The organism is Cupriavidus sp. NPDC089707 (assembly GCF_044748965.1).
GTDB lineage: Bacteria > Pseudomonadota > Gammaproteobacteria > Burkholderiales > Burkholderiaceae > Cupriavidus.
Genome location: NZ_JBIVHB010000008.1, coordinates 278,171 through 293,609, shown reverse-complemented (window position 1 = coordinate 293,609; position 15,439 = coordinate 278,171). Strand labels below are relative to the sequence as shown.

General features: G+C 62.6%; 19 protein-coding genes. 3 read left to right on the top strand and 16 right to left on the bottom strand.

The window, feature by feature from the left end; translation table 11 throughout:
• Positions 1–280: 280 nt before the first annotated feature.
• Genes ACIP1U_RS16175 through ACIP1U_RS16165 form a run of 3 tightly spaced genes read left to right on the top strand, consistent with a single transcriptional unit; the run spans position 281 to position 1,916 of the window.
• On the top strand, positions 281–847 hold the full coding sequence (locus ACIP1U_RS16175; RefSeq protein WP_400316597.1) for a hypothetical protein: 567 nt from the start codon (positions 281–283) through the stop codon (positions 845–847).
• A complete protein-coding gene (locus ACIP1U_RS16170) occupies positions 834–1,505 on the top strand; it encodes a hypothetical protein (RefSeq protein ID WP_400316595.1) in 672 nt (223 codons plus the stop codon). Before ACIP1U_RS16175 ends, ACIP1U_RS16170 begins: the two co-directional genes overlap by 14 nt.
• 3 nt (positions 1,506–1,508) lie before the next feature.
• Positions 1,509–1,916, top strand: a complete 408-nt coding sequence (locus tag ACIP1U_RS16165) for a polymer-forming cytoskeletal protein (protein WP_400316593.1) — start codon at positions 1,509–1,511, stop codon at positions 1,914–1,916.
• Between the two features lie 86 nt (positions 1,917–2,002).
• Here ACIP1U_RS16165 and ACIP1U_RS16160 read toward each other — a convergent pair whose 3' ends face one another.
• From ACIP1U_RS16160 to ACIP1U_RS16085, 16 genes are all read right to left on the bottom strand, one after another.
• Positions 2,003–2,377 (bottom strand): hypothetical protein, encoded by a 375-nt coding sequence (locus ACIP1U_RS16160; protein ID WP_400316591.1) that lies wholly within the window; start codon positions 2,375–2,377, stop codon positions 2,003–2,005.
• Positions 2,378–2,591: 214 nt separating this feature from the next.
• Positions 2,592–3,989 (bottom strand): group II intron reverse transcriptase/maturase, encoded by a 1,398-nt coding sequence (gene ltrA, locus ACIP1U_RS16155; protein WP_400316589.1) that lies wholly within the window; start codon positions 3,987–3,989, stop codon positions 2,592–2,594.
• A 545-nt stretch (positions 3,990–4,534) separates the two neighbouring features.
• Positions 4,535–5,503 (bottom strand): DUF932 domain-containing protein, encoded by a 969-nt coding sequence (locus ACIP1U_RS16150; protein WP_400316587.1) that lies wholly within the window; start codon positions 5,501–5,503, stop codon positions 4,535–4,537.
• Positions 5,504–5,968: 465 nt separating this feature from the next.
• On the bottom strand, positions 5,969–7,525 hold the full coding sequence (locus ACIP1U_RS16145) for a hypothetical protein (RefSeq protein WP_400316586.1): 1,557 nt from the start codon (positions 7,523–7,525) through the stop codon (positions 5,969–5,971).
• A 65-nt stretch (positions 7,526–7,590) separates the two neighbouring features.
• On the bottom strand, positions 7,591–7,983 hold the full coding sequence (locus ACIP1U_RS16140) for a hypothetical protein (RefSeq protein WP_400316584.1): 393 nt from the start codon (positions 7,981–7,983) through the stop codon (positions 7,591–7,593).
• 246 nt (positions 7,984–8,229) lie between these two features.
• On the bottom strand, positions 8,230–8,700 hold the full coding sequence (locus ACIP1U_RS16135; protein WP_400316583.1) for a hypothetical protein: 471 nt from the start codon (positions 8,698–8,700) through the stop codon (positions 8,230–8,232).
• Between the two features lie 10 nt (positions 8,701–8,710).
• On the bottom strand, positions 8,711–9,094 hold the full coding sequence (locus ACIP1U_RS16130; protein ID WP_400316581.1) for a hypothetical protein: 384 nt from the start codon (positions 9,092–9,094) through the stop codon (positions 8,711–8,713).
• Between the two features lie 177 nt (positions 9,095–9,271).
• The gene (locus ACIP1U_RS16125; protein WP_400316579.1) at positions 9,272–9,673 is read right to left on the bottom strand and encodes a hypothetical protein; all 402 of its coding nucleotides are present in this window, start codon (positions 9,671–9,673) and stop codon (positions 9,272–9,274) included.
• Between the two features lie 85 nt (positions 9,674–9,758).
• Positions 9,759–10,232 carry a glycine zipper 2TM domain-containing protein gene (locus ACIP1U_RS16120; protein WP_400316577.1) on the bottom strand — a complete coding sequence of 158 codons (474 nt, stop codon included), beginning with the start codon at positions 10,230–10,232 and terminating at the stop codon, positions 9,759–9,761.
• Positions 10,233–10,387: 155 nt separating this feature from the next.
• Positions 10,388–11,110, bottom strand: a complete 723-nt coding sequence (locus tag ACIP1U_RS16115) for a hypothetical protein (protein WP_400316575.1) — start codon at positions 11,108–11,110, stop codon at positions 10,388–10,390.
• A 202-nt stretch (positions 11,111–11,312) separates the two neighbouring features.
• Positions 11,313–12,116 carry a PRTRC system ThiF family protein gene (locus ACIP1U_RS16110; RefSeq protein WP_400316573.1) on the bottom strand — a complete coding sequence of 268 codons (804 nt, stop codon included), beginning with the start codon at positions 12,114–12,116 and terminating at the stop codon, positions 11,313–11,315.
• Positions 12,113–12,754 (bottom strand): PRTRC system protein A, encoded by a 642-nt coding sequence (locus ACIP1U_RS16105; RefSeq protein WP_400316571.1) that lies wholly within the window; start codon positions 12,752–12,754, stop codon positions 12,113–12,115. The genes ACIP1U_RS16110 and ACIP1U_RS16105 overlap by 4 nt, the downstream gene beginning before the upstream one ends.
• A 2-nt stretch (positions 12,755–12,756) precedes the next feature.
• Entirely contained in the window at positions 12,757–13,479 is a 723-nt protein-coding gene (locus tag ACIP1U_RS16100; RefSeq protein ID WP_400316569.1) for a PRTRC system protein B, read from the bottom strand.
• A 9-nt stretch (positions 13,480–13,488) separates the two neighbouring features.
• Complete coding sequence (locus ACIP1U_RS16095; protein ID WP_400316567.1) at positions 13,489–14,631, bottom strand: PRTRC system protein F; 1,143 nt, start codon at positions 14,629–14,631, stop codon at positions 13,489–13,491.
• Positions 14,632–14,730: 99 nt separating this feature from the next.
• Entirely contained in the window at positions 14,731–14,949 is a 219-nt protein-coding gene (locus tag ACIP1U_RS16090) for a PRTRC system protein C (protein WP_018004047.1), read from the bottom strand.
• 11 nt (positions 14,950–14,960) lie between these two features.
• Positions 14,961–15,407, bottom strand: coding sequence for a PRTRC system protein E (locus ACIP1U_RS16085; RefSeq protein WP_400316564.1), 447 nt, complete (start codon positions 15,405–15,407; stop codon positions 14,961–14,963).
• Positions 15,408–15,439 lie beyond the last annotated feature (32 nt).

Sequence of the window (15,439 nt, the reverse complement as noted above, 5' to 3'; positions counted from 1 at the left end):
ATGAGGGAAGTGTTCGGCGAAAACACTTAGCACAAGGAATATCCACACTGGTAGCCAACCAGTCGGCGCGTGCGCAAATGCACGACTTGAAGCAGAAGATGGACTCGCCAGGAGTCAGGGTCGATGCGTCAGTGACGCGAGGTGTGAAAGCATTGTGGCACAGAATATTCCGGGCAAAGAATACGAAAGCTCGCTTATTTGGCATAGCTTTCAAAGTCATTCGGTGTCCCAATGTGGCCGACAATTTCAACCTGAGAGAGCGAACTGAAAACATGGAAAAATGGCCGACCAGGATCCACCCAAGATATCAGCCAGTGGGCTCAGGCCCATTGAGCGCCACAACAGCGAAGAGCGTCTAAGCCGGCTCACACCGACGACAGCCTCTGCCACCCTCCACGCCTACTACTCGAAGTTCGCGCGCGACTTCCTCGACGCACATTTCTACTATTGTTCGGCCAAGTTCGTCGTGGCTCGTGATGGGAAGGTCAAAGCGCTGGACGAAGCGTTCCGTGCCGCAGAGCACTGGTACGGCAGCGCCCTCGGTTGGCTGGCGACGACCGACCAGATTGAGATTCCGCTGGTCTATGAAGAGAAAGAGGTCAAGGTTTCCCATTCCTTTGCCGGTCGGCTTCTCAGATTACTGATGCAGTTCGACCGGATCTTCGCGGAGACGCTCTACAGTCAGGAATGCGGGTCCATCTCCCCGGACGAACGCACCACGACGATCCAGATCGCCTCAAAGCGCATCAACGCGATTCACCAGCTCTGCATCCCGGATACCGAAAAATTCGAACCCGACGGGACACTGATTTCCTCTCACCGGAGCCTTCCCGATGGACATGCGTGACATCGAGCAGTTGCATGCTCATTACACCCAACCGCCTCTCACAATCGACATCTCGCCAGCAGCTGTACCAGTGGCGCAGCTTGGCTACGGCGGGGTATCTTCCGCACCGGCCGTCACTCCGGCATCCGGCCACTTCGCCGCATGGGGACGCAATCCGCGGCTGCTGTGGGGCCTCGCCTTCGTGGCTGCTGCTGCGACCATGTTTGCCATCGGCACATCGATCGGGAAGCGAGAAATCCGCGCTTCCAGCGATCGGGACCAACCGGTTCAGTCGGCTTCCGAAGCTCCTGCGCGCGCCATTGCCGATTCCAATGACCATGAATGGCCGCGAAAGCGGGACACCCTTTCCGATTCCGCGGCGACCAAGATGACTGCCGCGCCATCGCCAGCCGTGCCTGTGGATGGACCCGCGTCTGGGCCATCCGCCACCGCAGAGCCCGTACAACATAAGCTGGAGCGTACCCAGGCAGAACAGCCAAAGACAGAGGCCGTGAAGCGACCCGCCCCCGCCTCCCCACCTGCGGCCGCGACCACCCCTACCAGGACCGCGACGGTTGCGGCGACTGCCAAGACAATACCGCAACCGCCATCCGGCGCACAGACACGAAATTCTGCGACGCAGCACGCGAGTTCCCCTACCGACATCAAGATGTTCTGACCCATGAATAATCCTCCAATTTTCAGCGTGCTACGTGCGGGCATGAGCGTTCACGGTGACCTTGTTTCGGATCATGGCTTCACCTGCCTGGCGCTGGTCACCGGCAACGTTGGCGCATCCCGGGGGCTGCTCCATATCGCGGCGGGCGGCGTTGTGCATGGCAACGTCGATGGCGAGCATGTCATTGTGGACGGCGTGGTCGAAGGCGATGTCGTTGGGCGCGCCTCGCTGGTGATCAATGGACGCGTGAAGGGGCGGATCTTGTACGCTGGCACCATCCGGTTGGGCCAGAATGCCGCCCTGGACGGCACAATTGCCCGCATCCAGTCGGTCGGCTACGCCCCCCCACACAAGGAGGGTGCAGCGATCGACAGCCAAGCAGCCGAGGCGCAGATTCCCACGCCTTGCTGAGGAACATGTTCCTTTCAAAGACACCGAAAGCGCCCTTCTGCACCCCTCTTTCAAAACAAACGCCCGGCAATGCCGGGCGTTTGTCTTCAGTACACCCGTCTCAGAGACATCAGCTCTGCCTGCGTGAAGACACCAGGAAAAGCCACCCACGGATAGTCCACACCATTCGCTGGATCTCGAAACGACACAAAAGGAAAGTCATTTTCCAACTGCACCCGAAAGAGGCGCCGGCTTCCGTTCTTGCCGCGCACTTCAAACACGGCCCCATGTACTAGTTCGAAGACAACACTTTTCTGCTTGAGCATCACTGCGCCCGCGGGGCCTTGCGTGTATCGCTGGTCCAGCCAGGCGTCATACCCCGTCGGCTCTGCGTGCTGCCTGACATGGGCTTGCCACGCGAAGAAGAGTACGAGAAAGCGGTCCTTTGGAAAACTTGCCACATCGATGGGCTGTCGTTGCATAAGTCGCTCCGCGACTCGTTGCCCTTCAGTCCTGATCGTGTTGCGGCAGGCGTGGCGGCCATGAAACGCAGGCGCTTGCGTGGTCCGGAACAGCCACCGGGGGTATCGAGAATAGAATTCAATCAGGATCATGAGCAACGAGCATCGAGTAGGGTGAGGGGTCGCCCCCTCAGCCCGCTCACACCACCGTACGTGCGGTTCCGCATACGGCGGTTCATGAACAAGACTGCAAGCGCCGCTGAGTATCCAGCAGCGAGACCAGCCCCATGGCGTCGAAGTAGCCCTTCGGGAAGGCCGCGCCCATGTGGCGTGCCCCGGCGTTCCACCATGGGCCCTGCCCATTGCGGGCCGAGTGCCACGCGCGATCCTCCGGTAGGCCCTGTCGGCGCAGCATCACCGTGCGGGCAGCGCGGCTCTTCGCCTGCCGCCATAGCAGGCACCGCAGGCGCCTCCGCACCCACCCGTCCAACGTCTCCAGTACGCCTTTCACTTCCGTGTGTTGGAAGTACCCAATCCACCCCCGCAGCACCGGATTCAGTGCCGCGATGGTATCCGTCAGGCACCGCCCGCGACCCAGACGCGTCAGTTCCTTGACCCGGCTGGTCAGCCTTTGCAGGCTTTCCGGGGCAATGCGTAGCCGCGCCTGACGGTGTACCGTCAGGCTGTAGCCGAGGAACTTGCGTGCCCACGGCCGTGCACACGCGCTCTTGGCCTCGTTGACCCGCAGCTTCAGCCGTTCCGCAAGGAACGCCGTCATCCCGGCCAACAGACGCCGCCCCGCCGTCTCGCTTCGGACGTAGATATTGCAGTCGTCCGCGTAGCGGCAGAACGCCAGCCCCCGCTTCTCTAGTTCGCGGTCCCAATCCGTCAGCAGGATGTTCGACAGCAGCGGCGACAGCGGCCCGCCCTGCGGCGCGCCTTGCCTCCTTGCCTCGATCACCCCGCCGCGCATCAGCCCCGCTTCCAGATACCGCCGGATCAGCTTGAGCACCCGGGCGTCCTTCACCTGCCGTGCCACCCGCGACATCAGGATGTCATGGTTGACCCTATCGAAGAACTTCTCCAGATCGATGTCCACCACCCAACGCCGGCCTTCCTGCACGTACCGCTGTGCCTGCAAGACCGCCTGCTGAGCGCTGCGCCCCGGCCTGAAGCCGTAGCTCGACTCGGAGAACCCCGGTTCGTAGATCGGTTGGAGGACTTGCAGCAGCGCCTGCTGGATCAGCCGGTCCACCACCGTCGGGATGCCCAGTGTCCTAACCCCGCCCGTAGGCTTGGGGAGGTCCACCGCACGCACCGCCTGCGGGATGTACTGGCCGGCCAGTAGCGCCGCCTTGACGCTTGGCCATTGCACCTTCAACCAGTCGCGCAATGCCGTCACTTCCAGGGCATCCACCCCAGCCGCGCCGCCATTGCCGACCACCCTCCGGTACGCCCGCCACATGTTGCTTCTCTCGACCACCGCCTCCATCAGCGATGGCGCCTGCGCTTTCGTTTGCCCGACAGCCGCCGCGCCAGCCTCCGCACCCCCATCGGCCCCGGGCAGGTTCCGCCCGCCTTCCTCCGCTGTGGGCTGCACTCGTTCGTGCATTTGGGCTTCGTCGGTAAGCATCGAGGTCTGTCGTCCTAGTCGCGCTCGTTCATGTTCGGCCCTTCAGTGCCAACCGCGCACCTAGTATGGCCTCTGCTGACTTCTGCACCGCCATCCCAACACCTCTCAGCGTCGGTAGCACTGTGGCAGCGGTGCAGATCTCCCCGGGTATGACGCACCCACCTTCACGCTTATGCCTGTCGGATATACGCCGCATCGTTCCGTGCAAGTATCGGGCTTTGACAATTTCCGCTGCCTTACCTCAATGCGTCGCCTCGTATCCGCTTCCTGTTCGTCAGGCCAGCGCTTTGCCTCGGGCTTCCTTCAGACCCCCAGTCGCCCGGGGAACCCTTGCCTCTGGCTAACACTTCCCCTTGCCGGGTGTGTAGGGGACTTCCACCCCCAAATGAGTGCGCCCTGCCGGGCGCACGAAAAAAAAGCCCCGGACAGTGCCGGGGCTTTGGAGACCTAAAACGACTACTTCCATGCCAAGCATCGGCATCGAACGTAGTTCGCTTGAGGGTTGGTCAAAAGAATGTACTTCTCTGAATGCCGTTGAAAGCTCGTCAAGCGACGAGTTCGAGCGCTGCGTCCCAGGCCCGCTGCTTGAGTACCGCGCCGGCACCGAACCACGCGGAATCCAGCCGATTGCCGGGATTGCGCGCACGCTGGCGGTGATCGACGTACTCGGTGATGCTGTTCACCAGTCCCCAGGCAGTGCCGGCCGCCGATTCCAGCGTGGCGCCGCGGCCGTTGCCCTCGAAGAGATTGAGCACCGCCTTCAGGCCGCGCTCGTTCACCTTGGTAGGACCCTCGGATTCCGGTGTCGCCCACGAGTACGTGAACAGACGCTGGAAGAAGCGTTCCGATTCGGCCTGGCTCACCTTGCGGGCGGCCAACTCATGCATGCGGACCATGAAGCCATCCCATGACGCGATGGCGATGCCCAGCTCTTCCTTGACGGCGCGCGGGTCGAACTGGCTGCGGTGCGGCACCTTGACGGCGCCACGATTGCGACCGAGCGCGATCTGCAGGGTGTTGTTGCAGACTACCCGCACGGACGCGAACTGCGCGGTGGTGGCCAGCGTGCCATCACATGCGGTGGCCAGCAGCAGATGGCCCCGGACCTCGTCGACGCCGGCGATGCGGGTCGATTGCCCCGTGCGCGCGAGCGCCCAGAGCTTGCGACCTTCCTTGAGCACACCAGCGGTTTCCAACTGGTAGCCGCCGACTTCGGTCAGGTCGCGGTAGAACTCGAGGATCTCCGCGGGTTGCACGACCTGGTATCGCTTCGATACCGTCGAGAGCGGTTTCTTGGTATCCGAACGGAACAGCACTTTCTGCTCGGGGAACGAGTGAATCGGATCGAGATCGTGGGAGCCGATGCGATACATCACATCGGTTTCCTCGATTCGCCAGTTCATGCCAGCGGCTTCGGCCCAGGCTTCGAGCGGCTGATTGCTTTCCAGCTGGTTGCCAAGGCCGTGCCACGGGGTGGCGCCAACGTAAGCCATGGTTTGCACGAGATGAGACATGGGATTGCTCCTGAAAATGGGGATAGCGCGAACACGGCTAATGAGCCGGTTGCAGGAAGGAAATGGAAATGTTCAGAAATCGCGACGAGCGATGCAGCGGCTCGGGCGTGGACTGGCGCGGCAGTTGACCGTGGCCGCGGGCAGCGGTCTCGGACGACGCGCCGCAACGGGCTATGGCAAGTGTTGGAGGTGCATGTGGCTCAACGGAGGGAGCCCACAGTGACGTCCCCACAGGGAGTGTCCCTGTGGGAAGTTGCAAGAAATGGCCGGCAAGCCGGCTTGGGGTCGATGCGTGTGAGACGCGGGTAAAACTCGGTTTGGACTGAACGGACTTCAGTGCGAACAAAGCTTCTGTGTGTCAAGCAAAGACTAACGCAGTGGTTGCGTTCTCATGGAATCGAAAGCTCACGATATCCCTGCGTGATTCGAAGAAGGCGTCCCCAGCCAGCGGCCGGGGACGAAATATCAAGCGGCCAGCGCTTCGGGCGCGGCAATCTGCGCCAGACGGGCACGCGCATAGCCGAGCGTTCCGTCTTTCGCGCGTAGCGGTCGAGATGCCCGCTTTATTGGATCGTGGATCCAGTAGCGCCGGGCACTCCCGCGAGGCTCGTCGATAAGCTGCGTGAAGCCTGCATCGATACAGAAGTCGACATACTCGCGTCCGCTCATCACCTGGCCGGTGTCAAGACGGTACCTGGCCGCCTCTGCCTGAAGCGTTGCGTCCGACAGTTCGCGATCCGTGCGCTTCTGCGCCTTCTCGATGGCCTCGTGGGCTTCCCATTGGGCCTGTTCGGCTTCCGAGAATCCACACAGTTCGAAGAGCCGCCGGCGCCTGGTTGCCGCAGCGCATTGGAGAACGTCGACACCGAGCTCGTCGCGCAATGCGCGCTTCGAATCCGTGTTCCAGTCCTTCGGACCGTCGAAGATCTGCAGGAGCGCAGCGACATTTCGTTGCATGACCGCGAGAGCGACGCGGTTCGGCCACTCGAAGCCATAGGCCAATCGGTAAGCAGCGGCGGCGCCAGCCTCGCGATCGAATTCGCGCTGGCTGATACGCAGCGCGTCTCGCTCGCCCTTGGCCTTGTCCATGCTGTCCCGAAATTGCCGCTCGCTGATCAGCCCATGGATCGCCGCCGCCAGCTTGGTCACCGGCTGGGCGTTCTCTCCCGAAGGGGGCTTGGGCGTCGGTACAGTGCGTGGGGGCAGAATTCCTGCCTCGAACAACGCATCGTCAACCTGCACGTCGCCGGCTTCCCGTGAGACATGCCGCAGCGCCGCAAGCAGCTTGTTGGCATTGTGAACGGTGATCTCCAGCTTCTCAGCACGCATGATCCGACACAGCGCCTGCAGCACGTTCGGCGACAGCGCGCCGCGCAGGGCCGGCACCTCGATCAGCGGTTTCATCCACAAGTCATGACGGCCGTGGTGCGGATTCTCGCGGTAGGTATTGATGATGCAATCCCGGAGCTTTTCGCCGCGCAGGAGGGCGTAGGCAACGTGCACTTCATGGCGGGCATTCGGGCTCGCGTCGGGCGTATACAGTGGCCCGTTGATGCCATAGCCGAAGCGGCGCAGAAACTCACCGCAGACGAACTCTGCGATGTCGAACGGCCACTGCTCTTCAAACAGGTCTGCCGTCTGGAAGAGCGGTCCCGCGTCGCCCTGGGCCAAGTCGATGGCTTCGGCAGGGAAATACGCCAGGCGGCCGGCGGCCACCACGGCGCCCCATGAAGCGCGGCTCATTTCGTGTGGCCGCAGGATCTTGCCTCCTGCACGCACAATGAAGCGGTCGATCTCATCGAGAATCATGGTGAGGATTCCGCGCCGGCTGCCAGCCGGGCGAACCGCGAAGCTGCCGGAGGCAAGTCGCACCACCGGGATCGCGCCACGCTCGACGTGACGTACGGCAATGTCGTCGACGCGCGGCATCGCCTTGCCGTCACGGTCATCGTTCAGGTAATGCAGCACGCCGGCAAGCGTCGTGCGATTCTCGGCCCGCTGGCCGATGTGAATCACATACATGGTTGGCTCCGGACGGAGCACGCCCTTCGGGGACGTGCCCCGAAAGGGTTAAAAGGGAGGAAGTGCTAGGCGAAGGCGGCCATGCGACGAACCGGCCGGGAACGGGTGGCCACGATGCGAGCCCCTGCCAATTGCGACAACAGCTCGGGACACGTGATGCGCCAGATGGCACCGCACTGGTCACGGCCTTCGGTACCACGGCCCGTGTCGGCGAACTTGCCAGTGGCAAGCAACGCCGCTTTGATGTCTGCGGGAAGGTTCCAGTCGGCCGCCACGCAAAACTCGCCGGCGAGCAATGGCACCTGCGGGACGTTCACGCTGAGCGAGGCATAGGGCATGCCGTCGTCTGCGCAGACCAGCTGGATTGCCGGGCGCTGGTTCAAGTCATATAGGCCGATGCGCAGCTGAACGCCGGCGGGATAGCTGGCGGAGCCAGCGCCGTAGATGATGTCATCCATGGGGATACTCCTTTGGGAGGGAGCCGCCCCCATCGGGACGACGCCCGGATGGGTGGGAGAAAATTAAAAGCGCATCCCGAGGGATGCGCTGATGTGGATTGCCGTGCGGCTGGCAAGCGTGAGGCAGGAACTCCTAGTCGTTGCGGTCTAGCTCCTCGAGCATGCGCGCGCGATCTGCGTTGCGAAGCACCCAGAGCCCGAAGCCCGCGATGCACAACGCGAAGCCGAGAACAAATGGACCAAACATCACTTATCTCCTTTCGCAAGAACCGCGCCGATGGCAAATAGTACTGCAGCGCCAGCCAACAAGCAGGTTGCATTGATGACGGTGGCCATGGACCAGGAAGAAGTTCCTGCCACATAGCCGGCGAAACCAACGGCGCAGGCCGCCGAAAGCGTATGGTAATACCGTCCGTACGCTTGCATTTGATCCTTACTCGGCTTGCGAAATGCGTCGTCCAACCGGGTAAGCCAAGCGTCTCTGGTGGCGTGCCTGACATCCAGCTTGTAACGGGAGTCTAGGACATGAATCAGCGGCACTCCATATCCGCCTTGGTGCGCGACGATGGCATATCCTTCGCCGGCGTCCACAGCTGCGGAGACTCGCATCATCATGCGTGCTGGCAGTTCGACAATGTCGTCCTTATGCAACGAAGCAAAGCCTGTGGTTTCCTCGCCAGAGGTCGCCGTGAAGGTGACTTTAATGAGACGGGTCACCGGAAGCTCCTTAACCGCGCCGCCCGGCCACCACGCGCAGCGTGGAAACCAGATCGGCATAGCCCTGCTCAGTACCAAGCGACTCCACGCTGACGGTGTTGTCGCGGCCGCCGGTCAGGTCGTTGCGGCCGCGACATGTCCGATAGGACATGTGCACCACACTGTGCTGACCGGTACCATGCTGGATCTCGAACAGCAGCGAGTCCGTATGCAAGGCGAATACGTCGACGTCAAGACGACGCTGGCGATGCTCGCGGATCGTGTAGTCGCGCGGGCGCAGGGCCATGTCGCCGGCGAAGCGACGTAGCACACGGCATGCGTCACGGCGAACGGCGTGGCCGGCCGCGGCGTTTGTCGACGGATGCTGGCTCAAGAATGATTTGGGAAGTTTCATGGGTGTCCTCAAAATGGATCGGGACATCCCTTCCCTGACGGGACGAGTGTCCCGCAATGGGTTGGTTCGGCAGTGCCGAACAGTGGGTCGATGCGTCAATGACGCGGGTGAAAGCGGTTTGCCGAACCGTCGACGGTTGGGCAAGCCCTCTCGGGCTTGCAAGGGTTGGCCTGAATTTCAGGCAATATCAAACAGCTTGCTGATTGCTCGGACGGTGTCCCACGCTTGGCGCTCGGTCAACACCTTGCCGATCAACAGCTTCTGACCAACGGTGACCAGGTTGGGGGCGTCGCCGGAGTAGCTGATGCGGTCGACAAAGACCACCCAGCCTTCGCACCGGCCACGCTGCACGGAGACGGCGAGCCGTTCGCGAGCACCGATCTGCGGCCACTGGCGCGACGATTTCGGGCCGTACAATGCCTCGTTGTCGTCGTCCATAAAATTGGCAGCATTCAGCCATTCCGGCTCGAGTCCCGCGCTGCGCAACTGACGGCGGACGTCGTCAGCGACTTCAAAGATGTACTTCCCTTTCGTTTCGATCGGGGTGGTGAGGGGGGAAGCTTCTGCAACGTCGAACATGATGGCTCCAGTTCGCGCAGAGCCCCCCGCGCGGGGAGGCCCGCGCGGGGAAGTTGCATGGAAATGAGGTTCCGACTGGAGCCCGTTAGCGAGTGAGACGATAGCCGCCGGCACCAGAGACGAGATACAGTCGCTCGCCGGTGACGAACTGCTGATCTGCGTCCTGCGTGACGACAATCTGGCGGCCACGGTCCGTACGGACAATGACCTCCACACCATCGCGGCGATTCAGGTGGGTAGCGGCGGTCTGCGCAATGACCGCGGAGACAGTGCCAGACAATGCGCCAGCCAGGTAACGACCGTTGCCGTTGCCGATGACGCGGGCACCGAGCACCGCGCCGACGACGGCGCCGAGAACACCGGGCACGCCCGAGTTCGCGGAAAGCATGCCGTCGCTGTCGGCGATCGTGACCGGGCGGACCCGGACGACGGTAACAGTCTCGGCGCTACCCGTGCGCAGCGCTTCGGAACCCCGGTAGGTGTTCGGCGAAGTCGGCTGTGCAGCGCAGCCAGTGAACATGGCAAAGCAAAGGAAAAGCAGGAAGACTCGCTTGATCATGATGGCCTCAAAAAAAATGGGCCAACATGCCCACGGGCAGGAAGGCCCGTGGTGGGAGAAAGAGATGCCCGGCTATACAACCGGAAGAGTCGATGCGTCTGAGACGCGGAAGGTGCCGTAATGGTAGCAGGCCCAGTACCGATTGTGGAGAGGGGCTAGACCACTCCGCCCAGCTCGCGAGCGAGGCTGTCCAGCACGGTTTCGGCGAACCGCTCGCGCGAGAGCCGCGATTGCGCGCCGCCGTCCTCTGCTGCGGCGAGCGACAAGACCGCGTCGACGAGGGCGACCCACGTACCGCGGCGCACTTGCACCGTCTGGCCTTGTGGAATCGCTGTCGCGAGCCTGACCCGGGAAACCGTCGCCTCGAAGCCGGACAGGTCGAACCTGGACCGACCGTCCCTGCGCTCTTCGCAGAAGCTTGTCAGCAAGAAATCGGCGTAGTCCGCCAGCGACTGGCCATTCTCCTGGGCGAGGTTCTCGAGCCACGCACCAACCTGGGGGCGCAGTTGCATTACCAGGTAGCTACCAGATATCCCTACCGCATTCGTTCCTGCGTCGGCGAATTGCCAGCACCAGCCATTACCGATCGCATAGAGATGTTGTTCCTTGCCTTCTATGACATGCACCGCAGGGTGGAACCACTCGACATGGTCATTCTCCTCGAACAGGAACGCCCGGCGGCCCGCCACGTAGACGAGATTCGGCATCACGGCGCACAGCGCATCGCCATCCTCGCTGGTGAACACCGGCACTGGAAAGCCGTTCCACATCGCGCCATTCCAGTAGGCGCCGACGGCGACGTCATCCGGCAGCCAACTGCCTGTCACAAGGACGCGACGGTAAGCGCGTGCGGTCTGGTTTTGGATTTTTTCATTCATAGGTGCTCCGAGAGAAATGATGGAGCACGCCGTCAGGGCAGCTGCCCCAACGGGTTGAATATGGATTGTGGCGGAGTGCCACGAGGTCGATGCGTCCTGGACGCGAAGTGTGACGCGATCTTAGCAGCGCACTGCGCAGCTCGACAACCAAGGCCGCCCAAAAATAAAAAAGCCACTCCCGACAATGTCGGGGGTGGCGGGCTTAATCGGTCTGGCGGGTCGCGCGAGTTGCACGTCCCTTCGGCTCAGGCAAGTGAAACCCGAATCGCGCCCAGGCCTGGGGATCCACTGGCAGCGGGTTCGTGCGACCCACGGCCAGATTCACGAACGCGCCGCAGTACTGCAAGGTGCCCGTGCGGAACAGCGTCCAGAGCAAATTGTACGCCTGCACCGCCATCGCCTGGTTAATCACCAGCGACTGCCGGCTCAGCGCATCAGCCATTGAGCACGACGGCGCCGTGTCCTTCTTGTCTCCTTTCGGGTCCAGAAGCTCGGGGAACAGGTCGCCCACATGGGGCAGCCGTTCTGCCGCCTTGCCGCGGACCTGCCCCAAGATCACCTGACCACTGTCCGACTCGTTGCCGCAGTCGAGATAGTAGCCGCCGGAGCCGCGCTGCATCGCACCCAGTATGGCCTTGCGAGCCTTTCGGGTGTCAACACAGCCGATCACCATGTCGCATTGAAAGCGGTCGCGGCTGCCAACGCGACAAACGCGCGCTTCCCAGCGTGTGCCCATCAAGTTGTTCAGCCGATTGACCAGCAAGGTAGCCTTCGGCAGGCCAACATCCACCGGGTAGAACCCCTGTCGGCCGACATTGGTCTCGCTGACGGTATCGTCGTCGTAGACCGTGCAGTCGATGCCGCCTGGGTGGCCCAATTCGAGCATGGCGTGGTGCAGCCGAGCCAGATTGGGCAGCAGCGCGCTGCCGGTGCCACCGGCACCGACCACGACCACTTTCCACGCCCGGGTCGCCATGCTCGCAGGGATGCGGTGCTCGAAGTTCATGCCAACACCTCCTCGCGCGCCGCCGAATACCAGTCACTTGGCACTCGCTCCACCGTCTCGAAAATACCCTTGGCGCAAAGGCGTAGCGCCATCGAAGGCGCGAGGGCGGCACAGTTCCCGATCACGAACGCAAACTTCACGTCATGGCGGTCATCCTGGTCATCCGTCACCGAGAAGAAGGCCGGATGGCCGCCGTGAGAATGGCAGTCCACCACGAGCACGTCGTCATCTGCCAGCACGGGGCGCTCATAATTCAAGTGCTCGCCGCTGTGCTCGAGGATACCGACCGGGATCAGCCGGAACGTCGCGCTTGCGGCATTCCAGACAATCCATGCGCCAGTTTCCTTCGGATACGCGGCCCGGGCCATCGCGGCGAACTCGCCGATCAGCTGGGCTGGCACCCGGCCGCAGTGCAGTTCGGTCGCCTCCGCCGCCTCGCCATACGGAATGGCGGTGCGGTGCTCAAAGGCGCCAAGCCGGCGCACCATGCGCAGCCACGGACGGGCGATCTCAAGAAACACACCGTTGGCCGCGATGAGCAACCGCTCACCGGGCCGCTCCATCGCGGCAAGCTGCCCGAAGCGCGGCACCATGACGGTCGGAAAGGACTGCTGCAGGGCAGTGTCTGCAGGATGCATGATTACTTCTCCAGTTTGCCGGCGATCAGATCGGCCAGCGTGCGTTTCATGGGGATGAGGACTTGCTTGGGGTAGTCCGGGAACTTCCCATCGAGCATCTCCTTCCAGAAGGCATAGGGTCCGCGCTGGTACTTCACGCGCTGCGCCCCGTGGTTCGGATGGGTGAACGCGGAATTGAAGAATCCCGCTTCCCAGCCTGCGATGGATGCCACGTCGATCTGCTTGGGCACGTGAGCGCTGCCAATGCAGATCTTCCCGTTGTCCCAGGTGTTGAAGTAGGGTGGCTCGTGGAGCACCGTCTCCGGTACCGGCCGATCGTCCCCATGCAGCGCAAAGACTCGGAAGCCGTGGTGCGACGCCTGGAAGACCAGGGCCGGATGCGGCACCACCGCGTTGCGTTCGCCGAACTCCTTGCAGTGAAAAAAGACTCGCCGTTCTTCGGCCGGGCACCACCACGTGACCGCGGTGGGACTAATCGACAGCACATTGGGCGTGAGGAACTCGCCCTTGGGCAGCGAGGTTTCGGCGACTTGCCGCACCGCCTGGATCAACGCAAGGCGATTAAGCGGCGTGCCGGCACCGATGGTCAGGCGAGCGCTTGTCGCGTCGGGTTCGACTCGGTGCGCGGTGGCATACGAAAAGTCCCCGACAGAGCGGCCGTAAAGCAAAATGGCCCCTTGCAGGGCCACGTCGTGCGACCGCGAAGCGGTCAGGATCTCGGCCATGGGGCCCTCCTATGAAGAAATGAGTGTGAGCACCCGGTCAAGCGCGCCGATGATTTTCAGCATGCCTGCGAGGTCTTGGAACTGCTGGCGGATCGCCGTGGCGTCCTCAGCAAGTGGGATGAAGCACTGGAACATCGTGGCGTCGCCAGCGTTGTTCAGGCATTCATAGTGGTCATCCAGGATTTCCGACACATAGTCGCTGGGCCGGTAGGCAATGGTCGCCGCTGAATACGCCGGCTCGGCCCATTGGGCGCCGTCGATGGCTGACCTCTCCCCTACCCTGGCCAACAACAGCCGGAGGTCGGCAAGCGCGGTACAAAGCTCGCTCAGCCAGCCATCGTGCAAACACGCCAGCTTGCGCAAGACGCGCGGGCGCAGCTCACTCAAACGGACCGAAGCCGGGTCGACATGTGCGTGCTTCGGCAGGGTGTCGTCCGGTGCCAGCTCGGCACGAACCACCGACGGCAGATAGCGCTCGATATCGGGGTCATCACCGCCGAAGTTCTCCTTGAGGAACTCGCGGGCGTTCTCGTCGTCGGCCAGGGTCGAGTCGTACTCCCAGTGCCAACGGGCGAACTGGTCCAGCAGCATGTCCGGCGTTCGGAGGAACAGCGACTTACCGCATGCGGCATTGATCAGACTCATGGCGGTAAAGAGAAGCGACGGATGAGCGGATCGCATCGCTTGCGCGCGAACCTCTCCGATCGCGTACACCTCTTCCCCGGGCAATTCGATGGCCAGGTAGAGCGGCGCTTCCAGGCCGTCCTCCCAGCCGAACTGCATGACCTGGTCCATGGCAGCACCACGATCTATCAATGTCAGGCCGAACTGCAAGCGCTGACACGCAGGGGTACGGCTTTCCAACCATGCGAACATGGCTTGGGTAAAGGCGTCACCGGCGCTGGTCGGATTGGACACATCGCTGGCTCGCAGTACGCCGGCGGCGAACTGCGCGGTCACCAGGTCTTTCACCTCCACCTCGTCGCCATAGGTCAGGCGCGCCGTGGCGGGGATGGAGGCGGGCAACTGCGGCAGCGTCAGAAAATCATGGGCAGGTCGACGTCCGGCAGCGGAATGCTGTCGGTGTGACGTCCATGCGGGTCGTTGTCCCGGATCGAGTCCAAGAACAAACGACCGAGGATCGAACAGCATTGTTGAGTCTCCTCGGAATGTAAAAAAGCCGCCCTTTCGGGCGGCTCCTTGGTGATGTCGGCGAACTGCCCACTGGACAGCGCTTTCATGAGGTCAGATTTACGCATCCGCGCCCTTCGCGCCGGCAGCGCGCACGAACGTGTAGCGAGCAACATCGCCCTTGTGCTCCGGGCCGTCCACCGCGGCGGTGGTCAGCTCGGGGTATTGGGCGGAATAGACATCGCGCACCTGCTGGGGCGTGAACTGTGGACCGGGGTCCATCAGCGTCATGCCGTTATAGGAGAACTCGCGCGTTAGCTTCTTGACTTCGAGTGCCATGGCAGTCCCCTTTACAGCAGCGATGCGAGATCGGTACCGGTCGGCACGGACGGACCGCCGACCGCTGGCGTCGTAGCCTGTGCGCCCGAATCGCCTTGCGGCTGGTCGTCGTCATCGCTCTCCCGGGTGGTTTCCGATGCTGTCGATGCCGCCGCCTTGGCCAGGGCCTTGGTGGCTTTGGTCGACTGCGAGGTCTTGGCCGCCTCCAGGATGGATTTGGTGGCCTCGACCTGCTCTGCAAGCGACTGACGAGCAGCGCTGACACCAGCAACCGCGGCGGCGAAACCCTCATCGAGTTCCGCCGGCGTTGCCGCCAGCGCCAACGGGGTGCTGAGGGCAGCATCCGCGGCGTCCTTGATGACGGGCACGACGACAACAGACATGGTGTCGCCCTGCATCGTGAGCGTGACGACGACTTTCTCGCTCGCGCGAACGAGCGCAGCCAGTTCAGTGAACATAGAGTGAATCCTTGAAAGAAAAGTGTGAGACG